The following is a 21,115-nucleotide window of genomic DNA, read 5'->3' as shown; positions in this document are numbered from 1 at the left end:
CCTCAGTCCCATTCCAGGCCGCCGCGCCGCCATACGTACGCGTACGCCACGAAGACGGTGAGCACGAAGAGCAGCATCTCCACGAGCCCGAAGATCCCCAGGGCGTCAAAGGTGACGGCCCAGGGGTAGAGGAAGACGATCTCGATGTCGAAGACGATGAAGAGCATCGCCGTCAGGTAGTACTTGATGGGGAAGCGCCCGCCGCCGGCCGGCGTGGGGGTCGGCTCGATGCCGCACTCGTAGGCCTCGAGCTTGGCGCGGTTGTAGCGCTTCGGACCGATCAGCGTGGCCATGACCACGGAGAAGATCGCAAAGCCTGCCCCGAGGGCTCCCAGTACGAGGATGGGCGCATAGGCGTTCACCGCTCCTCGCTCCTCTCAGTCGGCGCTGACTGCTGGCGGTTGCACTGGTGCACCGGGCTCACATCCGCCTCACCGGTTCCACGAGCCCCGCTCGTCCCGGCGAAGATCGAGAACATGTGAAGCAGGTCACAAGCCCAGTTGCCACGCATCTTATGCCCGCCGCTCTGTGATCTGCGACACGGCGTATTCCACAAGCTTTGTGATCTCCACCACCTGACGAAGGATCATGAAGTCGGATGATGGGTGATCTTCATACGCGAAGCGTTCAGTTGATCACCAGAAGTGACATTCTCACTCGTCACCGCAGGCCACGGGGGGCGTCTCAATATCAAGAGACTTCCACTGCATGCAAATTGGTGCTGAACACTGCTGCCTGATAGAGAGCCCCGTTCACACATCAGGGGGAGGTGCGCGGTGCGGTGTGGACGTGATGCGGACGCGTGCACGCGTTCACGAGCTCCGCGCACGCGGGACGCGATGATTCCGGTGACCGTTCCGTGACCTCCGCCACATCGATGAGAGATCTCTGAGAACCGGGCTTGGCCAACCATCTCAACCAGTGGTAGGCGGGGGGCAATTCGGGCGTAATGATCAAAGGGCGTGATCAGCGGCTTGATCATCGACGTCCGCTATGTCCGTTACGGCGTCAATAAAGAGCGACACACCCGGGATTCATGGTCTCGATTGAGCAACTGTGGCGCAGCACACGTTTCTTGTAGATATGAAGGAGCCCCTGGTACCGGTTATTCCCATGTCCCACACCGCTCACATACGCAGCCACCGGAAGCCCCGCCGCAGCGCGTCGACCCTCGCGATGCGGGCCGGAGTTGCCGGTGGCGTCCTCAGCACCCTGGCAGTCGCCGGGGCGTCCGGCTCGGCGAACGCGGCCGAGCCGGTGACGCAGACCCTCGAACTGCCCACCCTCACGGCCGACCTGGCCGCTCAGGCCGCCCAGTCCGCGGACGCCACGCAGCAGGCCGCCGCGAACTACCAGCTGCAGGCCGAGCGCGACACGGCCGCCGCAAACGCCGCGAAGCAGGCCAAGGCGGACCTCGCGGACGCCAAGCAGAAGGCCGCCGAGGCCAAGAAGAAGGCCGAGGAGGCCGCCCGCAAGGCGGCCGCCGCCCGCGCCTCGCGCAGCACGGCGCGCACGACCCTCTCCACCTCGTCGGACTCCGGCAGCACCTCCACGAGCACGTCCACGGCGACCGGTTCGGTCGCGTCCGTCATCTCCTTCGTGAAGGCGCAGATCGGCAAGTCCTACGTCCTGGGCGCCTCCGGCCCGAGCGCCTACGACTGCTCCGGCCTGGTGCAGTCCGCCTTCAAGCAGATCGGCGTCAGCCTGCCGCGCGTCTCCCAGGACCAGTCGACCGCCGGCACGCAGGTCTCGCTGAGCAACCTGCAGCCGGGCGACGTCCTCTACTGGGGCAGCGCGGGCAGCGCGTATCACGTGGCGGTGTACGTCGGCGACGGTATGTTCGTCGGCGCGCAGAACCCGTCGACCGGCATCGTCGAGAAGCCGCTGTCGTACGACCCGCCGACCGGCGCCGTGCGAGTGCTCTGAGCACTCCGCACGCCGTACAACGCGCGTAAGGGCCGCAGCCGCTCGGGGGCAGCGGCCCTTACGTCGTCCCCCGCACACCGTGGCGCTCTCCCCCTGGCAGGATCTGCACGGGCCGCCGCTCGGCGGTCCGTCCACGAGCGAAGGAGACCGCGCGATGCCACGCGTGTTCGTGCAGGGAAAGCCCGCCGACCACTACCCCCGCCACGCCCCCGAGGCCCGACGTGGTGCGGTGCGCCGCGTCACCCAGGTCGGCGAGGAGGTCCTGCACAGGCCGTGCCGGGACGTCACGGAGTTCGGACCCGACCTCGCCGCGCTCATCGACGACATGTTCCGCACGCTGTATGTCGCCGAAGGGGCGGGACTGGCGGCGAATCAGGTCGGGGTCGATCTGCGACTGTTCGTGTATGACTGCCCCGATGACGAGGGTGTCCGACATGTCGGACACATTGCCAATCCGGTACTCGAAACGCCCGCACGCGGGCGGCGGTTGCTGGACGAGGGCGAGGGCTGTCTGTCGGTGCCGGGTGCCGTCATGGCCGTACCGCGGCCGGACCGGGCCGTCGTGCGCGGGCAGGACAGGGACGGCCGGCCGGTCGTCATCGAGGGCACGGGGTACTTCGCGCGCTGCCTCGCGCACGAGACCGATCACACCAATGGGCACATCTACCTGGATCGGCTCTCCAAGCGGGAGAAAAAGGACGCGCTGCGGCAGATGGCGGCCCGGCAGGACGAGGTGTTCGCCCGCCGGGCCGCCAGGGCCGAGGAGCCGAGCCAGGGCTAGAAGAGGCCTGGAAGGGGCCTGGAAGGGGCCTGGAAGGGGCTCACGCCTTCGGGGCCACCTTGCTCAGGCCGTTGATGATGCGGTCCATCGCGTCGCCGCCCGTGGGGTCGGTGAGGTTCGCGAGGAGCTTGAGGGTGAACTTCATCAGCAGCGGGTGGGTGAGGCCGCGCTGGGCGGCGATCTGCATGACCTTCGGGTTGCCGATGAGCTTCACGAAGGCGCGGCCGAGGGTGTAGTAGCCGCCGTAGGTGTCCTTCAGGACGCGCGGGTAGCGTTGCAGGGCGATCTCACGCTGGGCGGGCGTGGCCCGCGCGTGGGCCTGGACGATGACGTCGGCGGCGATCTGGCCGGACTCCATGGCGTAGGCGATGCCCTCGCCGTTGAAGGGGTTCACCAGGCCGCCGGCGTCGCCGACGAGCAGCAGTCCGCGCGTGTAGTGCGGCTGGCGGTTGAAGGCCATGGGCAGGGCGGCGCCGCGGATCGGACCGGTCATGTTCTCGGGGGTGTAGCCCCAGTCCTCGGGCATGGAGGCGCACCAGGCCTTCAGCACCTCCCGCCAGTCCAGTTCTTTGAAGGACTCGGAGGTGTTCAGCACGCCCAGGCCGACATTGCTCGTGCCGTCGCCCATGCCGAAGATCCAGCCGTAGCCGGGCAGCAGACGGTCCTGGGCGCCGCGCCGGTCCCACAGTTCCAGCCAGGACTCCAGGTAGTCGTCGTCATGGCGGGGCGAGGTGAAGTACGTGCGCACCGCGACGCCCATCGGGCGGTCCTCGCGGCGGTGCAGGCCCATCGCGAGGGACAGGCGGGTGGAGTTGCCGTCGGCGGCGACGACGAGCGGCGCGCGGAAGGTGACCTCGCGCTTCTCCTCGCCGAGCTTGGCGGTGACGCCGGTGATGCGACCGGTGCGGTCGTCGATGACGGGCCCGGAGACATTGCAGCGCTCATAGAGGCGGGCGCCGGCCTTCTGGGCGTTGCGGGCGAGCTGCTCGTCGAAGTCGTCGCGCTTGCGGACGAGGCCGTAGTTCGGGTAGGCGGCGAGATCCGGCCAGTCCAGCTGGAGGCGGGAGCCGCCGCCGATGATGCGCAGGCCCTTGTTGCGCAGCCAGCCGGCCTCTTCGGAGATGTCGATGCCCATGGCCACGAGCTGCTTCACCGCGCGCGGGGTGAGGCCGTCACCGCAGACCTTCTCGCGCGGGAACTCGGTCTTCTCCAGAAGCAGGACGTCGAGACCGGCCTTTGCGAGGTGGTAGGCGGTCGTGGAGCCGGCCGGCCCCGCGCCGACGACGATCACGTCGGCGGTGTTCTCGGAGAGGGGCTCCTTCACGACGGTCACGGCGGGATCTCCCCAAGTTCGAAATCTGCGTGCCGACCGGCACTGGACATGGGCAGTCTATTCAGCAGAATTGATCACCCGGCTGAAGGGCTGCCCTGTGAACCGACCCCTCCCCTCGGTACGGCTGCGCGTCCCCACCCATGAGGACGCGATCGCCTGGCACCGGGTCTTCGACGACCCCGAGGTCATGGAGTTCTACGGCGGCAGGCCGGCCGCCCTGTCGGTCTACGAGGAACTCACCGCGCGGCAGCGGCGGCACGACGCGGAGCTCGGCTTCTGTCTGTGGACCATGCTGGACGAGTCCGGCGAGGTGATCGGTTTCACCGGGGCTCAGCCCTGGCGGCCCGGCTGGGGTCCGGTCGGCGAGACAGAGATCGGCTGGCGGCTCGGTCGGGCGCACTGGGGCCAGGGCTATGTCACCGCGGCCGCGCGCGAGACGCTCCAGCGGGTGCGGGCGGCCGGGGTGCGACAGGTGGTGGCGGTGGTCCGGCCGGGCAACGAGCGATCGATCGCGGTGACCCGGCGGCTCGGCATGGAGCCCGCGGAGAGCTATCCGCATCCGACGCTGGACGAGCCGACCCTCAGTTTTCGACTCACCCTCAGTAACGGACAGTAGTCGTCTGTCACAGAAAGACACCAGCGCCTTCCGACGGGCACGCGAGGGAGTTACCCTTCCAGTACCGCTGGGGGTGACATCTGTGCGCATAACACCCAAAACACCCGAAGTGCGCGTGCCGCGGCTGGTAGGGCTGATGGCCGTGGACGCGCGCGAAACGGCCCGGTCACAGGGGCTGTTCCTCAACGCGCCCGACCGCCCGGACTTCCACCTCGCGGTCGTCGACTACGTCGTACGCCAGTACCCGCAGCCCGGCGCCGAGGTGCCACGGGAGTCGATGGTGTACGTGTGGTTCGACTTCGGCGAGGGAGAGGGCGGCGGAGGCGTCCGTGAGCCACGCATCCCGCGGCCGCCGACGGGCGGGCTGCAACGCGAACTCGGAGAGCCGGGGGACGCCTTCGAGATGATCAACCGCTAGGCCCGGTAAGGGCTCAGCTCTCCTTGAAACCCCGGTGCAGGGCGACCACGCCGCCGGTGAGATTGCGCCAGGCCACCTTCGACCAGCCCGCCTTGCGCAGCCGCTGAGCGAGAGCGGGCTGGTCGGGCCAGGCGCGGATGGACTCGGCGAGATAGACGTAGGCGTCCGGGTTCGAGGACACCGCGCGGGCGACCGGGGGCAGCGCCCGCATCAGGTACTCGGTGTAGACCGTACGGAACGGCGCCCAGGTCGGGGTCGAGAACTCGCAGATCACCACACGGCCGCCGGGGCGGGTCACCCGGTACATCTCCCGCAGGGCCGTGTCGATGTCCTGGACGTTGCGCAGCCCGAAGGAGATCGTCACGGCGTCGAAGGTGTCGTCCTTGAACGGCAGCTTCGTCGCGTCCCCGGCCGTCAACGGCAGCCAGGCGTGCTTCTTCTTGCCGACCTGGAGCATCCCGACCGAGAAGTCGCAGGGGACGACGTACGCGCCCGTGCGCGCGAAGGGCAGCGAGGAGGTCGCCGTACCGGCGGCCAGGTCGAGGATCTTCTGCGCGGGGCGCGCGTCGACCGCCTTCGCCACCTCCTTGCGCCAGCGCCGGTCCTGGCCGAGCGACAGGACGTCGTTCGTCAGGTCGTACCGTTCCGCCACGTCGTCGAACATCGAGGCGACTTCGTGCGGCTGCTTGTTCAGGGAAGCGCGGGTCACCCGCCCATTCTTGCAGCACGGTCTCACGGCAGGAGCCTCGGCTTCCTGTGTGCCGCGACGTCCTCCACCCAGCCGCACGACCGCCGTTCAGGATCTCGTCGGAGACCTCGCTGGAGGTGGCGCCGGTCCGTACGCGCTGGTCGACGCCGACCTCGGCGCGCAGACAGCCGGCGAGCAGCATCACGCAGGTCAGGGGCAGCAGGAGCAGCAGAAGCAGGAGGGCGAGGAGGACACGGGGCCGCTGGAGGGCCGCGGCCCGGCCTGCGGCGCGTTCGATGCGGGTGGGGGCACGTCTGCGGCCGCGCGGGGGCGTCGGAGTGGTCAGGGGGCGGGAGTGGTGGCCGAGCGCCGTGGTGACGGGGTGCCGTGGGGCAGGTCCGGCCGGCGGCCGATGCCGCCCTGAGGGCGGGTGCCGCCGGGGCCGTGGCCGCCGTCGGCGCTGTCGGAGGGAAGCAGGGAGGACGGGCCCAGGGAGGTGCCCCAGCCCATGAAGGCGGCGGCGAGCACGCCGGCGTAGGTGAGGCAGACGGCGCCGACGAGCAGACCGACGCGGCGCAGCACCTTCGAACGGCGTCCGGTGGTGTCAACGAACACGGGCCCGTCGACGAGCCCTTGCCATGTTTGCTGCGGCGACCGTGCCGTGCGGCGCGACTTTCGATGACGGGCGGGGTGGAGCAGGCGGACGGGGCGTTGGCAGGGCGCTCGCCGGGTGAGGGCGCGGCAGTTCGCCCGGGGAGTCAGCGGCGGCGGAACACCAGGCGGCCCGCCACCACCGTAGCCACGCAGGTGCCCGCTCCCCGCTCGGCCAGTTCGCTCTCGTCGCGGACGTCGAAGACCGTGAAACAGGCCTCGGAGCCGGGTGCGCGCGGGGATGCGAACACCGGCGGAACGCCGGAGGCGAGCGGGTCGAGGCAGGGGACACCGCCGGGGTGGCCCTCGCGGGCCACGATCGCGAGACCGGTGCGCCGTACGGCGTCACGGACCGCGCGGTTGCCGAGCGTCGCGCAGGCCGCGGCGACCGTGCCGTGCGCCAGCATCCGCTGCACTCCGCGCCGGGCGCTCGCGCCCCAGCGGCCGTCGTCCAGGGCCAGTGCGATCAGCGCGTCGCCGGTCAGCGGCTCACTGCCCAGTGTGTCGGCCTCCCGGGGATCCGGGTGATAGGCCTGCTCCAGCAGTTCCGTGCCGTGCGGGTTGACCAAGCCGGGGGTGAGGACGCCGGGCCAGGTGCGCAGGCGCGCCCGCGGGTACGCGACGACCAGTTCCGCCAGGGACCCGGTGGCCGCGATCCGCTCGCCCTGGACGACGAGGGCGTGTTCCCGGGAGTCCGCGTGGATCGTCAGCACGGCGGGGTCAGTTGGAGGTGAGCAGCTTCAGCTCCGGGTGGGCCGTGCCGCCCTCGATGGCCGTGGAGGAGATGTGGGAGGCCACGCGGTCGTCGACGGGGTCGTTCGCCGGGTCGTCGTGGACCAGCAGGTGCTCGTACGTCGTCGCGCGCTGGGCCGGGACCCGGCCCGCCTTGCGGATCAGGTCGATGATCTCCAGCCGGTTGGAACGGTGCCTGGCACCGGCCGAGGAGACCACGTTCTCCTCCAGCATGATCGAGCCGAGGTCGTCCGCGCCGTAGTGCAGGGACAGCTGGCCGACCTCCTTGCCGGTGGTCAGCCACGAACCCTGGATGTGCTGGATGTTGTCCATGAACAGGCGGGCGATCGCGATCATCCGCAGGTACTCGAAGAGCGTGGCCTGGGTGCGGCCCTTCAGGTGGTTGTTCTCCGGCTGGTAGGTGTACGGGATGAAGGCGCGGAAGCCGCCCGTGCGGTCCTGGACGTCCCGGATCATCCGCAGGTGTTCGATGCGCTCGGCGTTGGTCTCGCCGGTGCCCATCAGCATCGTGGAGGTGGACTCCACGCCCAGCTTGTGCGCGGTCTCCATGATCTCCAGCCAGCGCTCGCCGGACTCCTTCAGCGGCGCGATGGCCTTGCGGGGGCGCTCGGGGAGGAGCTCCGCGCCGGCGCCGGCGAAGGAGTCGAGGCCCGCCTCGTGGATCCGGGTGATGGCCTCCTCGACGGACACGCCGGAGATCCGGGCCATGTGCTCGACCTCGGAGGCGCCCAGGGAGTGGATCACCAGCTGCGGGAACGCGTCCTTGATCGCCTTGAAGTGCTTCTCGTAGTACTCGACGCCGTAGTCCGGGTGGTGGCCGCCCTGGAACATGATCTGGGTGCCGCCCAGCTCGACGGTCTCCGCGCAGCGGCGCAGGATGTCGTCGAGGTCACGGGTCCAGCCCTTGTCCTTGTCCTTGGGGGCCGCGTAGAAGGCGCAGAACTTGCACGCGGTGACGCACACGTTGGTGTAGTTGATGTTGCGCTCGATGATGTACGTCGCGATGTGCTCGATACCCGCGTACCTGCGGCGGCGTACGGCGTCGGCGGCGGCGCCCAGTGCGTGCAACGGGGCGTCGCGGTAGAGGTCGAGGGCCTCTTCCGGGGTGATCCGCCCACCGGCAGCGGCACGGTCGAGAACAGACTGGAGGTCGGCCTTCTCGGTCACCGGGGCGTCCCTTTCGTCAACGGCGTGGACGGACCGAACCAGCCTACGCCAGCCGCTACGGCAGGTCGGCGCCGGTGCGCCCGAGGACGATCCGGTCGAGGAGAGCGCCGCCCTACGCGCCGTACGCCCCCGCCAGAAGCCCCAGGAACGCGCCCGCGATCAGGAACGGCCCGAACGCGATCGCCGTCTTGCGCCCGGCCCGCCGTACGACGACGAGCGCGCCGCCGTACAGCGCGCCCAGCAGGAAGCCGGCGAAGGTGCCGAGGAGCAGGGTGGGCCAGCCGTACCAGCCGAGTACGGCGCCCATGCCGACGGCCAGCTTCACATCGCCGAAGCCCATGCCGGCGGGGTTGATGAGAAACAGCACGAGATAGCTGGCGCCCAGGGCGAGGGCGCCGTACACCGCGGTGAGCCAGTGGCCGGCGTGCTCGGGCAGCAGCGCGGCGAGGCCCAGCAGGGCGAGGGCGGTCGCGGCCAGCGGCAGGGTCAGCGGGTCGGGCAGCCGCCGCACCTGGAGGTCGATCACGGCCAGCAGCACCCCGACGGGCGCGAGCAGCAGCCAGACCACCAGCTCCGGCCGGGCGCCGGTGGCCGCGGCGAGCACGCCGCACAGGAGGGCGGTGGTGGTGGCGAGGAGCACGGCGGAGGGAGGCTGTGGCGAGATGAGGGCGGGGGTGGAGGCAGGGGCGGGGGTGAGGGCAGCTGGAGGCGCCTGCGGCGGCTCGGGGAGAGGTGCGCCGGCGCGGGCGCACTCGCCGCAGCGCGCCGGTCCCAGCCAGCCCTGCAGCGCATGTCCCCGCGGGCACCGGTCCCGCCAGGGCTCCCCCGCCGGGACGGTGAAGCGGTACGCGGCCCTCGGGAGCATCCCGCCGGCCGCCGCGCCCCACAGCGCGGCGACGGCCCACAGCAGTGCGCCGCTCATCCGGCCGCGGCGACGGCCTCGCGCCAGGTCGGCAGGAGTTCGTCGAGCAGAGCCTCGGTGCGCGGCGGCAGGCCGCGGGCGCCGCTGCGGGACAAGAAGTCGGCGGCGCGGGCGCGCAGGCGGTCCGGGTCGCCGGTGGCGTGGACGGCACGCAGCAGCTCATTCCACAGGCGCTCGTCCGAATCGGCCGTCTTCAGGGCCGCTTCAAGTGCCTCGATCGCCTTCTGCGCCCGGTCCTTCTCCAAGTGGAACGCCGAGAGCGCGAGACCGATGTCCGCGACCAGCAGCGGAAGCTGGGCGTCGACGATCTCGTGGCCGAGCCAGCCGTACCGGCCCTCGGGGCGGTCTTCGAGGAGCGGGCCGCGCACGAGCCCCAGCGCGTCGGTGAGCAGACGTCCGCGCACCGCGCGACTGCCGGCACCCTTGCCCTGGGTGGCCTCGTGGTAGAGGGAGCGCAGTACGTCCAGGTCGGAGACGACGGACTCGGCGAGGATGAGCCGGCCTGTCGCGTCGGCCCGCATCCGTGAGCTGCCGTCGGGATCGGTGCCCAGCCAGTCGCGCAGCCGCTCCACGAGGGCGTCACGGACGTCCTCCGTCACACCGCGCGGCCACAGCGCGGCCGCGAGCACACGCGGGTGGACGCCCTCCCGGTGCAGGAGCAGCAGCGCCAGCGCCTCCTGGAGCAGGGTGCTGCGCTCGTCCTCCGGGGTGTCGAGGCCGATGATCTCGTACGGACCGACGAGGCGGGCGTACACCGCGGGCCGGCCCTGTTCGGTGATGTCGACGAGGAAGGGCGGGGTGGTGGCCGGGCCGTCCGGGTCGCGCTCGGGGTCGGCCTGGGCGAACAGCTCCACGACCGCGCGCTGCAGCGCGGCCGGCAGCAACTGGGCTTCCAGTTGCAGCCCGAGGAGCGGTGCGAGCAGCTTGCCTTCGCGCGTGATCTCCATCTCCCAGGCGGCGCCGGGCAGATCGCCGGTCTCGGCGCCGACGACGTAGCCGATGCCGAGACGGCTGGCGTCGGCGGCGAGTTCGGCGAGCTTGAGCGCGTCCTCGGCGGACGGCTGAGCGGCCAGCAGCACCAGGTGAGGGGCCCAACGGGTGTGCTGGGCGGGGCCGGTGCGTCCGGTGAGGACGGAGTCGTGGCCGGCGGCGCCGAGCGCGCCGCGCCGCTGCCGGGTCTCGGCCTCCATGGTCTCGATCAGCGCCTCGACGCCGTCGAGGTGGCGCAGGCGGTTGGGGGCGAGCGCGGTGAGGTCCGTGCCGAAGCCGACCAGGGTGATGGTCATGCGGTCCGACCAGCCGTTGGTGGCGAGTTCGGCGGCGACCGAGGCGAACACGGCGGCTCGGTCGGACTCGCTGCCGCTCAGCGAGACGATGCCCGGCACCGCTTCGAGGTTCAGCAGCAGCCGGGAGTCGTCCATGGTGCCGAGGCTGACCAGACCGGGGTAGGGGGCGGCGGTGTCGGTGTCGTCGTAGCGCTCGGCGTCCGCGCGGGACAGCATCCAGAAGGTCTGCTCCTGTCCCGGCCGCCAGGGCGCCGGCGGCTTTCCGGCGGGCTGGGCGAGCTGCAGGTGCAGGGCGCCGCTGCTGAGCCAGACGGCGTAGACGACGGGAAGCGGGCGGGACTCGGCGGCGAGGGCGGCGGCGAGCCCGCGCAGGGACCGGTCAAGCAGCCGTACGCCGTCGGGGTCGGCGCCGACGAGCAGCGCGTCCTGGGCGTTCTGGGCGTCGCCGGTCGGTGTGGGCGGCTCCATGCCGCGTCGGCCGCCGACGGCGTCGAGCGCGGACTGCCACAGCGCCTGCCGGCGTCGGCGGCCGAGGGCGGCGAGCAGACCGGCGGCGAGCAGCGGGGCGCCGACAAGGGCTTCGGGCAGGCCGGAGGAGTCGCCGTGCGAGGCGGTGGCGTGCTGCTGGGCGTGCTGTCCGGCACCGTCACCATCCGTGGCCGTGCCGGTGGCCGGCTGCCGCTGTGCGGGCACGGACGCGTGGTCACCGTTCTCGGCGTGCTGTCCTTGCTGATGGAAGTGGTGGCCGGACCTGTCGTACCGCTGGATCTGCTTCTGCGCGGCCGGGGAGATGTGCGTGTCGGGCATCTCGACAAGTTCGCCGCCGTGGGCGTCGCCGGGCATCTCCATGATCCAACCGGGACGGATCAGGCTGGCCTCGGTGAGGCGGGAACCGTCGGCCTGGAGACGGTCCTTGTTGAGTTCGTAGATCTCCTTGTACCGGCGGCCGTCGCCGAGGTGGCGTTGGGCTATCTCCCACAGGGAGTCGTGGTGGCGGCCCTCGGGAGGCTGGATCCGGTAGAACTTGGTGGCTCCGTGCTTGCCCCCGTCGGACCGGGCCTGCGCCGCGACATGGTCCGCCTGTTCGGCCACGTTCGCCGCGGTGGCCTTGGCCTGTTGCGGGGAGAGCAGCCCGGGGGTCTGCTGTGCGGCGGCGACGGTGCCCTTGTGGTTGCCTTCCAGGCCGGAGTTGTGCCCGAGCTGGGAGAGGCCGGGCGTGAGGCTGGCGGCGGTGGCGCCGACGAGGAGCAGCGCAGTGACGAGCTGGCGCGCGAGCAGCTGGCTGGGGCCGGCGCCCGGGACACGGCCGGGCAGGCCGACGCCGGAGGCGGCGGCCCTGACCTCCACGAGCACGCAGGCGGTGAACTGGGCCCAGGCGAGCCAGACGACGACGGTGAGGACGTGCAGGAAGGTCTGCACGGTGATCTCCTGCGTCAGCCAGTCCTGCGACGGCATCCCGTGCGGCAGCGGCCAGCCGACGAAGACGGCCAGCGCACCGGGTACACCGACGACGAGTACGAGCAGGGCGACGAACGCGAGGAACGCCATGACGAAGTCCCCGAACGTGCGCCGACGCACGCGCACCGGCTGAGGTGTCCGGTTCCGCGGGCCCGTCGGGCTTCCCGTCGAGCCTGATGTACTGCGTCGCGCCATGGCGGATGTCCTGGGTCGTCTGGGTCGTCTGGTGTCGTACGGGCGGGAAATACGGTGGGAATCGGAGCCTACAGAGATCCTATGGACTCGGACTGACAGCGTCGAAGGGGTGGCAGGGCCTCCGGCGCGAACTCACGTCCGTACAGGCAGCCTTCACCGTCTCCCCCGCTGCCCCTGCACACGTTCCACACAACTCCCCGCCGTTCCCCGAGAGGCCGTCGTACCCCCCTGATATTTTCGTCTCTTGCTGCACACGCCAACCTCCGGGGGAGACTCAACCGTGGCTCGCCGCACTCTGATCCTCACCACCGTGACCGCGACCGCGGCCCTGCTGCTCACCGCCTGCGGCGGGGGCGGGAGCGGCAAGACGGACGACATCAAGGGCGCGGACAAGGGGGCGCAAAGCCCTTCGCCGTCCGCGACGACGGCCACGGGAGGCCCTGATGTCAGCGTTCCGAAGGACCTGAATCTGGTCTTCGACTTCGCCCAGCCGTCCGACGCGAAGCAGGCGGCGGCGCTCGCCGACGCGGAGAACTATGTCCGGGCACTGAAGCACGGCATCGCCAAGCAGGACCCGAACGACCCCGCGTACCAGTACTACTCGGGCGGCCAGGCCGCGCAGTACGCCAAGTCCCAGATCCAGGCGTGGGTGAAGGGTGGGTGGGCGCCCACGGGGACGGACAAGTACTACGACTCGAAAGTCACGACGATGACTGGCGGCAAGCGCGTCCTTGTCTCCTTCTGCAGGAACCAGGCGAAGTTCTACGGCAAGGAGATCAAGACCGGAAAGGTCCTCTACACCAAGGAGAGCCTGAGCAGCTACGAGAAGTTCAGTCTGCTCATGTTCCCGCCATCGGGTTCCTCCCATGCCTGGAAGGCCCAGGTCGCCGAGGTCGCAGGCAAGGCGAAGGAGTGCCAGTCATGAAGTCCTCGCTCCTCACAAAGCGATTGACCCTGACGGTAGTTGTCACGCTCATGACGTGGAGCGGCGGCACCGCATATGCCGACGGCCCCACGGGCGACACTACGGGGCACAAGCCTTCCAGCCCCACCGGCGGAGCCAACGGCCAGGACGTCTACGCCTCCGCCGGTTACTCCCACATCCAGGTCCGCCAGGTGAGCGGTCCCACCGGTGGCAAGCGGGGTGCTCTCGCCTCCGTGGACGTCAACTGGAAGCCGCCGGCCTGCTGGTACGAACCCGTCTTCACCGGCCAGGAGCTCAAGGACTTCGTGGACAAGACGAACGGCGCGGGTGACGTCGGAATCCATCAGTCGTGGTTCGGCAAGGGGCTGTGGACCGACCACTACCGGGACGGCAAGCCCGAGGCGAACTTCGATGACACCTGGTCGCAGGCCCCGGGGTACAAGGACTACAACATAGGCAAGAAGGGCTACTTCTGGCGCAGCGTCGCTCCCGACGACCAGGACCCCGCGTCCTGGGACTGCGGAAGGATCATGTTCTGGCAGGACGCCGGCGTGGTACCCAAGGTCCCGCACGCCCCCACGCCCAAGATGCTCGCCGACTACGCCTACAACCAGATCAAGGTCCCCGACACCGAGATCGAGCTCAAGCCCACCGCCAAGTCCACGGTCAACGTGCCCACTTGGGTCTGGCAGAACAAGGGCAGGTTCCAGGAGATCAAGGTCCGTGCGGAACTCCCCCGGACCGACCTCTGGGCCGAGACGACCGCCAAGCCGGTCGCCCTCCACCTGGACCCCGGTACGGAGGACGCCACGACGCTGCCCGCCTCGGGCGACTGCGCGATCAACGACGACGGCTCGGTCGGCACGCCCTGGGCCGAGGGAGACGGCGACAAGACCCCGCCGTGCGGCATCACGTACCTGCGCACCACGGACGGCACCCCTTACCACCTCAAGGCCAGCATCACCTGGCAGATCTCCTGGAAGGGCACCGGTGACAGCCGTGGCAACCTTCCCGACGGCACCTTCGAGACCACTCAGGACATGAACGTCCAGGAGATCCAGTCGGTCAACCGGTGAACCCGTCGGTCGACCGGTGAACCCGGCTCAGCCGACCTCGTTCTTCGCCACCGAGCGACCGTGCACGACCACGTCACCGCCGTAGAAGAGGCCCGTGAACACCGGCTGGTAGGTCAGCTGGACCTCGACCTCCACATGCCCGGCGTCGGCCGCGACGCAGTGCGTCGCGCCGACGTCCGCGGCGCTCATGCCCATCTCCCGGGCGAACGCCTTCACCCGGGCGTCGCAGTCCTCGTACTTGATCGGCGCCGCGCCGCCCTCGTTCTCGTACAGGGCGTTCTTGTCGATGTCCTGGGCGGCGTACCGGGCGGCCTGTTCCGCGATGTCGGCGGCGCGTTCCCGTTTGGAGATGGACAGGCCGCCGTCGATCACGAAGGCCGCCAGTGAGAGGAAGACGAGGGCGAAGACGATGACGGCGCCCGCGCCCGAACCCCGGTCGTCCAGGCGGCTTCGGCGGGCGGCCCACCAGGTGGGTACGACGTCGCTCACGCCGACCTCCGGTACGGGTCCAGCGGGGAGGAGAACCGGGCGGACAGGTGGGTCGGCACATCGAGGCCCAGCGTGGCGAGGCCCCTGACCTGGCAGCTGACCTCCACCGTGAAGAACGGGTCGACGTCCGGGTTGAAACCACTGCTCGTCTGGACCACCGAGACCGGTCCGGAGCAGACATCCGCCAGATCCGACTCCGCGGCCCTGCGTGCCTCGGACATCGCGAGGGCGTGGTCCTTCTGGATGGAACCGGCACGTGCCGCGTCCCGGGCCGCGCCGTCGATCGCGCCCCGCCCGTCGACGAGTTGCCCGAAGGCCACCAGCACCAGGATGAAGAGGATGATGACCGGGGCGAGGATGACCACCTCGACGGTGGACAGGCCCCGGTCGCCGGCCGGCCCGCGGCAGGAGGCGCGTCGTCCTCCCCACCAGGAGCGCACCGGCTCGGGCAGCCAGGAGCGCACCGGTTCCGTCAGCCCGCGGAGCATCAGTTCCCGCCCTCCTTCACGAACCGCTCCACCGGCCCCACCGACCGCGCGTGGACCGTGAGGTCCAGGCCCGGGAACACCGTCGGGATCCGCGCCGAGATCTCCACCCCGACCGTGTGCTGCTCCGGCTGGACGGTCTGTACGTCCGGTGAGAGCACCAGCTGCGGACCGAGCTGGCGGATGTAGGAGTCGACCGCGTCCCGTGCCTCGCCGCGCCATGCGCCGGGCTGCTCGTCGGCCGTGGCACGCGCCTTGCGCGCCCCGGCCTGGGCCGCGGCCTGGGCCACGTGGTCCGCGAAGAAGTACAGGGCGAACTGGACGGTCGCGAAAATCATGAAGAAGAGGACCGGCGTGAGCAGCACGAACTCGATCGCCGTCATGCCGGAGTCGGCGGTGCGACCACGCGCGGCCTCCGCCCGGCGGCGTACCCAGCTGCCGAGGCTCACCACTACCCCCGTCATCCCCGTGCTGTCCTGAGACTCCCCGTCCTACGACCGTTCAGCAGGTCTTGTCCGCGCTGGCGCCCTTGATGCAGTCACCGACCTTGGTGGCACCGCCCTTCAGGGCTCCGTTGATGATCGCGGCCACGACGCCCACGATCGCCACGACGACCGCGGAGATGATGACCCACTCCACCGCCGAGGCGCCGCGGTCCAGCTCACCGGAGCGGGCGCGCTCGACGCGGCCGCGCAGGAAGGTGACCAGGAAGTCCACCGCAGGAATCCCGGTATGGAAGTTCCGTGTGTTCATTGTGGGTTGTCCCCCTTTTGTTCTCTCGTTACAGCGGTTGGCAATGGATTCGCGCGCCCAAGGAGCGCCCAGGGAAGCCGGCTCACACCTGGAACACCCGCATCGCCGCCGGGTAGATCAGGAACACCAGGAAGCCGGCGCACAGCAGCAACTGTGCGACGAGCATCGACTGGGACTTCTCGCCCGCGCTGCCCTCGATCTCGGCGAGCTCGCGGTGCCGCATGGTCTCGGCGCGGGAGGCGAGCGACTCCCGCACCTTGGCACCGTCGTCCTGGACCAGGGCCAGGGAGGCGGAGAGGTCCTTCAGCTCCTCCACGCCCAGCGCCTCACCCAGCATCCCCAGGGCGTGCCACTGGCTGTGTCCGGTGATCCGCGCGTCGGCCAGGGCGTTGCGGATGCGCTGGTTGGCCCAGCCGTCGGAGATCTCGGCCGCCGCCATCAGCGCCTCGGGCAGACCGCGTCCACCGGCCAGGCTCATCGACACCAGGTCCAGATAGGCCCCGATGACCCGGCGCAGGTCCCGGCGCTTGTCGGCCGCGTCCCGCCGTACCTCCAGATCGGGCAGGAAGAAGAACAGCGCCGCGCAGAGCAGGGCGAGCCAGACCGGAATGACCGGGCTGGAGCCGAAGCCCATCGTCCAGACCACGGCGAAGAGAAACGGCCCGAAGAACAGACCGGTCACCGCCAGCAGCATCTTGGTCGCGAGGAAGTTCTCCCAACTGCGTTCCAGCACGGCCAGGTCGGCGCGGAGCGAGCGCTGTTCCCAGCCCTGCTGGAGGTAGAACTCCGAGACACGGGCTCCGGTCCGGGCGCGAAGCGCGCCGAACCGGCCCCGCGGGGCGTCCTTCGTCCGGCGCGCGGACTCGTACGCCGTGCCGCGTGCCCGCAGCGCGTCGATCCGCGCGACCTGGGCCACCGCGCTGCGTCTGGTCGGTGTCACGGCACGGATCAGGGCGTAGACGCCCAGACCGAAGACGACACCGACGACGATCGGCAGTGTGAGACTCATCCCCCTACCCCCTCTTCCTGGGCCACCGGGGTGCGTGGCCGCACGAACCGGACCGCCGATTCGTCCCGGACCAGGAACCGTTCGGGTGTCTCGATGGTGGACAGCTTGCGCAGCCACCAGAAGCCCAGCGCGAACAGTGCGCAGACCAGGCAGAGGACGAACTGTCCTACGGGGGTGCCGTACGGTGCGACGAAGTCCCGGTTGAAGACCGCGAGTCCGAGGACGAACGCGACCGACACGGCCACGACGATCTGTACCGAGCGCCGGGTGGAGGCGCGCTGGGCCATCACGCGCTGGCGCATGTCGACCTCCTCGCGCGCGGACTTGGCGAGCGCACCCAGCACCTGCCGCAGACCGGGGCCGCGCAACCGGGCGTTGAGGATCAGCGCGGCGACGATGATGTCGGCGGAGGCGTCGTCGATCTCGTCGGCGAGCACCTGCAGCGCATCGGGCAGCGGAGTGCGGGCGCGCAGCCGGTCGACGAGCGCGTCGAGGTGGGGCCGCAGGATGGGGGCGGCCGCCCGCGCGGAGGCGGGGATGGCCTGCTCCAGGCCGACGGCGCCGGCGATGGTGTCGCGCAGGGACTCGGTCCAGGAGGCGAGGGCCTCGACGCGTCGCATCGCGGCGCGTTCCTCGGCGGCACCGCCGAAGAGCCTGTCCCAGAAGAAGACGAGGACGCCCGCGGCGATGCCCGCCACCGCCCAGCGGGTCAGCAGCAGCACGACGAGCCCGATGATGACGGCGAGGGAGCCGCGCTGCCCGGCGAACCGGAGGAGTTCGGCGACGCGCTCATTGGCGCGTTGCCTCTCGTGCTCGGGCTTCGCGGGCAGGCCGCGGATCGCGATCAGCAGCAGCGCGATGCCGCCGCCGACGGCGATGCCACTGCCGATGGAGTACAGGACCGTGGTCGAGAACAGGGCACCGAGCGCACCGAAGTCCATGCTCACCCCCAGTTTCCGTGGGGCCGGTAGCCATGGGCCATCAGGTCCTCCAGGCAGGCGACGGGCGCGTGCGGCACGACCCGTCCGTCGGGGGCCTCGGCGAAGATCTCGCTGGACAGCACACGGCCGTCGACGCCGTTGACCTCGCGGACGGAGGTGACCATGCGCTGGAGTCTGCCGCCGGTCTCGTAGTTGTTGCGCCGCTGGATGAAGACGACGAAGTTGACCGCGCCGGCGATCAGCATCTGACTGGCCTCGATGGGCAGCCGCTCGGACGCCTGCAACGCGTAGGTCGAGATCCGGTTGAAGACCTCGCTGGAGCTGTTGGCGTGGATCGTGGACAGCGAGCCGTCGTTGCCCTGCGACATCGCGTTCAGCATGGTGACGATCTCGTCGCCCAGCACCTCGCCGACGATGACACGGGACGGGTTCATACGCAGCGACCGGCGCACCAGCTCCGCCATGGGGATGGCGCCCTGCCCCTCGGAGTTGGGCAGCCGCTCCTCGAAGGCGACGACGTTCGGGTGCAGGTCGGGAAAGGTGTCGAGGCCCAGCTCCAGGGCGCGTTCGACGGTGATGAGCCGCTCGTACGGCGGGATCTCGTTGGCGAGTCCCCGCAGCAGGGTGGTCTTACCGGCGTTGGTGGCACCGGCGATCATGATGTTCTTGCGGGCCCGGACCGCGCAGGCCAGGAAATGGGCGACCTCCGGCGTCAGCGTGCCGTTGCCGACGAGGTCGGATATGAACACCTTGCCCATGCGGGCGCGTCGGATGGACAGCGCGGGCCGTCGTGCGACGTCCATGACGGCGGAGAGCCGGGAGCCGTCGGGCAGCCGCAGGTCCAGCTGCGGGTTGGCGGAGTCGAAGGGCCGCGAGGAAAGACCGGAGTAGGCGCCGAGCACCTGTATCAGCTCGATCAGTTCCTCGTCGGAGTCGGCCACGGGCTCGCCCTTGGCCTCGCGCCCGTCGGCGTAACCGACGAAGACCTGGTCGCAGCCGTTGATGTCGATGTTCTCGACCTCGGGGTCGTCCAGCAGCGGCTGGAGCCGTCCCACACCGAACAGCGCCGCGTGCACGGCGGCGGCGTACTGCTCCTCGGTCTCGGCGTCCAGCGGCGCACGGCCCGCGTTGATCTCGGCGCGGGCGTACTCCTCCAGGATCTGCGCGATCACCGCGCGGGCGTACTGCCGCTCGTCCTCCGTGGACATCGGCGCGACGCCGCTGACCTGGTCCAGCCGCCGCTGCTCGGCGATACGGTCACCGGCGTCCTGCCGGAACCGCTTGACCAGCTGGTGGTCGACAGCGGTCATCGGCCGGCCCCCGCGTGACCCTGCTGGGGCTGGTAGGGAGCCTGCGGGTGGCCTTGCTGAGGCTGCTGGGCCTGGGGGGCCCGCTGGGCCGGGACGGCCCAGGCGGCGCCGTACTGCTGGTTCACATCGGCGGCGATCTTGCGGGCCGAGCGGACCAGCAGCGACTTGTCGAGGCGGCCGCGCTTCCGGCCGGCCAGCATGTCGGCGCCGGCCACGTCGTCCGCGAGGGTGCCGACGACGCGGGCGCCGGTCTGGGCGTGCACCAGCATGTCGTTGACCTGGTTGACGAGCTTGCCGGAGCCGGCCGGGTCGGCGATCAGCACGACGCCGATGAGCGGGGTGGCGAGGGGTGCGGCACCGCGCGCCCCGCCGTGCAGCCGCGTGGACAGCTGGGCGGCCCGGTCCCGGACCCGGGCCAGCGCCTCCGGCTCGGTACGGGAGAGGAGCAGCACGAGCGCCGCGTGCGGGAACAGCTCTACGGCCGGGGTGTCGCCGCTGATGCGTCCGCAGTCGGCGATGACGTCGGCGGGCGCATGGGGCGAGTCGGCGAGGGAGGCGAACGCGTGCCCGAGGGTCGGCCACAGGCTGGCGAGCCCGGCGGCCTGTTCGGCGATGCCGAGCCCCACGAGCACCTCCAGTCCACCGCTCAACGGCTGGACGTGGTCCCACAGTTGATCGGGCACGAGTCCCCGCCGCGCGGTCGCGGCGATCGACAGCAGACCGGTATTGGGGTTGAGCGGGCCGCCGTGCGCGGCGGTGCTGCGGTACACGAGGTCGCCGCCCGCCGGGTCGGTCTCGGCCAGCAGGACACGACGCGGCCAGACCGCGGCGAGAGCGACGGCCGCCGTGGTGACACCGGGGGAACCCTTGTCGGCGGCGAGAGCGATGAGCGCCATGGGGAAGGAGGCCGCCTTCTAGTTGCCGGAGCCGGAGACGTGCACGACGGCGACCGAACCGTCGGAGGCGGCGCGGGCCACGGCGGCGGCTTCGGACTGGTCGACGATCAGGGTCAGCGAGAGATTGCCGGTGCTGATGGTGGCGTCGCCGTCGTCCTTCTTGTCCCCCACCTTGGCGGTGGTGATGGGGTCACCGGAGGAACCGGTGGTGCCGGACCCGGTATCGGTGCGACTGCTGCCCGTCTTGCCCGAACCGGAGCTGCCGCTGCCGCTGCCGACGTTGTAGACGGCGACCGTGTCGCCGCCCTGGATGTCCAGCGGGTACTGGCCCTCCTTGAGGGACACACCGACGACGGCCTTGCCGGCCGGCAGCACATTGCCCTTGGTGAACATCTGCCCCACGACGATCGTGCCCGGGTAGATGGCGGTCCGCGCCTTGTAGTCCTTCAGGGCGGCCAGCTGGTCCCACCGGACGTAGTCGATGCTGCTGTCGTCGGCGACCATCACGGACGTGGAGTTGCCGCTGTTCACGGACTGCCCGACCTGGATCGGCTGCGTCACCTTGACGACCTCGATACGGTTCCCGGCACGCAGCACGAGCGTGGTCGCGCCCAGCGCACCGAGCAGGATCAGCAGCACCGCGAGCGCGGCCAGCGCGGGCTTGCGCTCCCGCGGCGGCGTGGGAAGCCGGTCCCCGACCGGTGGCTGAGCCGGACCGGCGGAACGACCGGCGCCCGCCCCCGCACGCTCTTGGATCTTCACGCAACCGCTCCCCGTACGCCCAAAAAGTCTGGACTGTCATATGTCGTTCGCCATCGGGCCGTTCACGACATCCATGACACCTGGCCGACCCGGCACGTCCGAATACCCAGCACCGGGGCGGGTGTCAAGCCATGGCACCGTATCAGTCACACATAAGCCCCTCAAGGCGCGTCCTCTCTCCTGACGTGGGCAACAGCCGTCCCAGCCAAGGGAAGTACTAAGCTCGCCCAGGGGCAGGCATGCCGTGACCGGGGCGCGTGCCTTCAACAGGGGGG

At 70.5% G+C, this 21,115-nt stretch carries 23 protein-coding genes and 1 pseudogene; 6 read left to right on the top strand and 18 right to left on the bottom strand.

All coding sequences use genetic code 11. The annotated features are described in order from the left end of the window. Positions 1-2 precede the first annotated feature (2 nt). Positions 3-362, bottom strand: a complete 360-nt coding sequence (locus tag IE277_RS36470) for an NADH-quinone oxidoreductase subunit A (protein WP_003992243.1) — start codon at positions 360-362, stop codon at positions 3-5. Positions 363-1,113: 751 nt separating this feature from the next. On the opposite strand from IE277_RS36470, the gene IE277_RS36465 reads away from it, so the two are divergent. Then, positions 1,114-1,926, top strand: coding sequence for a C40 family peptidase (locus IE277_RS36465; RefSeq protein ID WP_189958046.1), 813 nt, complete (start codon positions 1,114-1,116; stop codon positions 1,924-1,926). A 154-nt stretch (positions 1,927-2,080) separates the two neighbouring features. Further along, on the top strand, positions 2,081-2,707 hold the full coding sequence (gene def, locus IE277_RS36460; protein WP_189958045.1) for a peptide deformylase: 627 nt from the start codon (positions 2,081-2,083) through the stop codon (positions 2,705-2,707). Positions 2,708-2,747: 40 nt separating this feature from the next. On the opposite strand, the gene IE277_RS36455 is transcribed toward def, so the two are convergent. After that, positions 2,748-4,040, bottom strand: a complete 1,293-nt coding sequence (locus IE277_RS36455; protein ID WP_189958044.1) for a geranylgeranyl reductase family protein — start codon at positions 4,038-4,040, stop codon at positions 2,748-2,750. Between the two features lie 97 nt (positions 4,041-4,137). Here IE277_RS36455 and IE277_RS36450 point away from each other — a divergent pair, with 97 nt between their 5' ends. Next, entirely contained in the window at positions 4,138-4,656 is a 519-nt protein-coding gene (locus IE277_RS36450) for a GNAT family N-acetyltransferase (RefSeq protein WP_189958043.1), read from the top strand. Positions 4,657-4,765: 109 nt separating this feature from the next. Then, positions 4,766-5,074, top strand: a complete 309-nt coding sequence (locus IE277_RS36445) for a PASTA domain-containing protein (RefSeq protein ID WP_189958042.1) — start codon at positions 4,766-4,768, stop codon at positions 5,072-5,074. Between the two features lie 13 nt (positions 5,075-5,087). Here the strand turns inward: IE277_RS36445 and IE277_RS36440 are convergent, their stop codons facing one another. From IE277_RS36440 to IE277_RS36415, 7 genes and pseudogenes are all read right to left on the bottom strand, one after another. Beyond that, on the bottom strand, positions 5,088-5,783 hold the full coding sequence (locus IE277_RS36440; protein ID WP_189958041.1) for a demethylmenaquinone methyltransferase: 696 nt from the start codon (positions 5,781-5,783) through the stop codon (positions 5,088-5,090). A 52-nt stretch (positions 5,784-5,835) separates the two neighbouring features. Next, a pseudogene (locus IE277_RS47970) lies at positions 5,836-6,108 on the bottom strand (bi-functional transferase/deacetylase); the annotation flags it as partial. Continuing rightward, the gene (locus IE277_RS36435) at positions 6,105-6,377 is read right to left on the bottom strand and encodes a hypothetical protein (protein WP_189958040.1); all 273 of its coding nucleotides are present in this window, start codon (positions 6,375-6,377) and stop codon (positions 6,105-6,107) included. The pseudogene IE277_RS47970 and the gene IE277_RS36435, both read right to left, overlap by 4 nt. A gap of 143 nt (positions 6,378-6,520) precedes the next feature. Continuing rightward, complete coding sequence (locus IE277_RS36430; RefSeq protein WP_189958039.1) at positions 6,521-7,126, bottom strand: imidazolonepropionase-like domain-containing protein; 606 nt, start codon at positions 7,124-7,126, stop codon at positions 6,521-6,523. Between the two features lie 7 nt (positions 7,127-7,133). Further along, positions 7,134-8,333, bottom strand: a complete 1,200-nt coding sequence (mqnC, locus tag IE277_RS36425; RefSeq protein ID WP_189958038.1) for a cyclic dehypoxanthinyl futalosine synthase — start codon at positions 8,331-8,333, stop codon at positions 7,134-7,136. A 112-nt stretch (positions 8,334-8,445) separates the two neighbouring features. Further along, on the bottom strand, positions 8,446-9,255 hold the full coding sequence (locus IE277_RS36420; RefSeq protein ID WP_189958037.1) for a prepilin peptidase: 810 nt from the start codon (positions 9,253-9,255) through the stop codon (positions 8,446-8,448). Then, on the bottom strand, positions 9,252-12,194 hold the full coding sequence (locus IE277_RS36415) for a BTAD domain-containing putative transcriptional regulator (RefSeq protein WP_189958036.1): 2,943 nt from the start codon (positions 12,192-12,194) through the stop codon (positions 9,252-9,254). Before IE277_RS36415 ends, IE277_RS36420 begins: the two co-directional genes overlap by 4 nt. A gap of 280 nt (positions 12,195-12,474) precedes the next feature. Between IE277_RS36415 and IE277_RS36410 the strand changes: the two genes are divergently transcribed. Both IE277_RS36410 and IE277_RS36405 read left to right on the top strand, forming a co-directional pair. Beyond that, positions 12,475-13,119, top strand: a complete 645-nt coding sequence (locus IE277_RS36410; RefSeq protein WP_189958035.1) for a hypothetical protein — start codon at positions 12,475-12,477, stop codon at positions 13,117-13,119. Beyond that, a complete protein-coding gene (locus tag IE277_RS36405) occupies positions 13,116-14,195 on the top strand; it encodes a hypothetical protein (RefSeq protein ID WP_229882231.1) in 1,080 nt (359 codons plus the stop codon). Before IE277_RS36410 ends, IE277_RS36405 begins: the two co-directional genes overlap by 4 nt. Before the next feature lie 27 nt (positions 14,196-14,222). Here the strand turns inward: IE277_RS36405 and IE277_RS36400 are convergent, their stop codons facing one another. The 9 genes from IE277_RS36400 to IE277_RS36360 form a co-directional block, all read right to left on the bottom strand. After that, on the bottom strand, positions 14,223-14,684 hold the full coding sequence (locus IE277_RS36400; RefSeq protein WP_189958034.1) for a TadE/TadG family type IV pilus assembly protein: 462 nt from the start codon (positions 14,682-14,684) through the stop codon (positions 14,223-14,225). Next, complete coding sequence (locus tag IE277_RS36395; RefSeq protein WP_189958033.1) at positions 14,681-15,172, bottom strand: TadE/TadG family type IV pilus assembly protein; 492 nt, start codon at positions 15,170-15,172, stop codon at positions 14,681-14,683. Before IE277_RS36395 ends, IE277_RS36400 begins: the two co-directional genes overlap by 4 nt. Then, positions 15,172-15,633, bottom strand: a complete 462-nt coding sequence (locus tag IE277_RS36390) for a TadE family protein (protein ID WP_189958032.1) — start codon at positions 15,631-15,633, stop codon at positions 15,172-15,174. The genes IE277_RS36395 and IE277_RS36390 overlap by 1 nt, the downstream gene beginning before the upstream one ends. 37 nt (positions 15,634-15,670) lie before the next feature. Beyond that, positions 15,671-15,922 carry a hypothetical protein gene (locus tag IE277_RS36385; RefSeq protein WP_189958031.1) on the bottom strand — a complete coding sequence of 84 codons (252 nt, stop codon included), beginning with the start codon at positions 15,920-15,922 and terminating at the stop codon, positions 15,671-15,673. 82 nt (positions 15,923-16,004) lie between these two features. Further along, the gene (locus IE277_RS36380) at positions 16,005-16,931 is read right to left on the bottom strand and encodes a type II secretion system F family protein (protein ID WP_189958030.1); all 927 of its coding nucleotides are present in this window, start codon (positions 16,929-16,931) and stop codon (positions 16,005-16,007) included. After that, positions 16,928-17,872, bottom strand: coding sequence for a type II secretion system F family protein (locus IE277_RS36375; protein WP_189958079.1), 945 nt, complete (start codon positions 17,870-17,872; stop codon positions 16,928-16,930). The genes IE277_RS36380 and IE277_RS36375 overlap by 4 nt, the downstream gene beginning before the upstream one ends. A gap of 2 nt (positions 17,873-17,874) precedes the next feature. Continuing rightward, entirely contained in the window at positions 17,875-19,182 is a 1,308-nt protein-coding gene (locus tag IE277_RS36370; protein WP_189958029.1) for a TadA family conjugal transfer-associated ATPase, read from the bottom strand. After that, on the bottom strand, positions 19,179-20,078 hold the full coding sequence (locus IE277_RS36365; RefSeq protein WP_189958028.1) for a hypothetical protein: 900 nt from the start codon (positions 20,076-20,078) through the stop codon (positions 19,179-19,181). The genes IE277_RS36370 and IE277_RS36365 overlap by 4 nt, the downstream gene beginning before the upstream one ends. An 18-nt stretch (positions 20,079-20,096) precedes the next feature. Continuing rightward, on the bottom strand, positions 20,097-20,840 hold the full coding sequence (locus tag IE277_RS36360) for a hypothetical protein (protein ID WP_189958027.1): 744 nt from the start codon (positions 20,838-20,840) through the stop codon (positions 20,097-20,099). Positions 20,841-21,115: the final 275 nt, after the last annotated feature.

The sequence above is a fragment of the Streptomyces alanosinicus genome, from assembly GCF_014650595.1.
GTDB classification, from domain to species: Bacteria; Actinomycetota; Actinomycetes; order Streptomycetales; family Streptomycetaceae; genus Streptomyces; species Streptomyces alanosinicus.
This window is presented reverse-complemented; position numbering and strand designations above follow the sequence as displayed.

What these genes read in the sequence shown, in the direction of transcription:
- IE277_RS36415 (WP_189958036.1), bottom strand. Translation starts at nt 12,194, where the DNA reads ATGGCGCGACGCAGTACATCAGGCTCGACGGGAAGCCCGACGGGCCCG.
- IE277_RS36370 (WP_189958029.1), bottom strand. Translation starts at nt 19,182, where the DNA reads ATGACCGCTGTCGACCACCAGCTGGTCAAGCGGTTCCGGCAGGACGCC.
- IE277_RS36385 (WP_189958031.1), bottom strand. Translation starts at nt 15,922, where the DNA reads ATGAACACACGGAACTTCCATACCGGGATTCCTGCGGTGGACTTCCTG.
- IE277_RS36390 (WP_189958032.1), bottom strand. Translation starts at nt 15,633, where the DNA reads ATGACGGGGGTAGTGGTGAGCCTCGGCAGCTGGGTACGCCGCCGGGCG.
- IE277_RS36465 (WP_189958046.1), top strand. Translation starts at nt 1,114, where the DNA reads ATGTCCCACACCGCTCACATACGCAGCCACCGGAAGCCCCGCCGCAGC.
- IE277_RS36365 (WP_189958028.1), bottom strand. Translation starts at nt 20,078, where the DNA reads ATGGCGCTCATCGCTCTCGCCGCCGACAAGGGTTCCCCCGGTGTCACC.
- def (WP_189958045.1), top strand. Translation starts at nt 2,081, where the DNA reads ATGCCACGCGTGTTCGTGCAGGGAAAGCCCGCCGACCACTACCCCCGC.
- IE277_RS36405 (WP_229882231.1), top strand. Translation starts at nt 13,116, where the DNA reads ATGAAGTCCTCGCTCCTCACAAAGCGATTGACCCTGACGGTAGTTGTC.
- IE277_RS36380 (WP_189958030.1), bottom strand. Translation starts at nt 16,931, where the DNA reads ATGAGTCTCACACTGCCGATCGTCGTCGGTGTCGTCTTCGGTCTGGGC.
- IE277_RS36395 (WP_189958033.1), bottom strand. Translation starts at nt 15,172, where the DNA reads ATGCTCCGCGGGCTGACGGAACCGGTGCGCTCCTGGCTGCCCGAGCCG.
- IE277_RS36420 (WP_189958037.1), bottom strand. Translation starts at nt 9,255, where the DNA reads ATGAGCGGCGCACTGCTGTGGGCCGTCGCCGCGCTGTGGGGCGCGGCG.
- IE277_RS36375 (WP_189958079.1), bottom strand. Translation starts at nt 17,872, where the DNA reads ATGGACTTCGGTGCGCTCGGTGCCCTGTTCTCGACCACGGTCCTGTAC.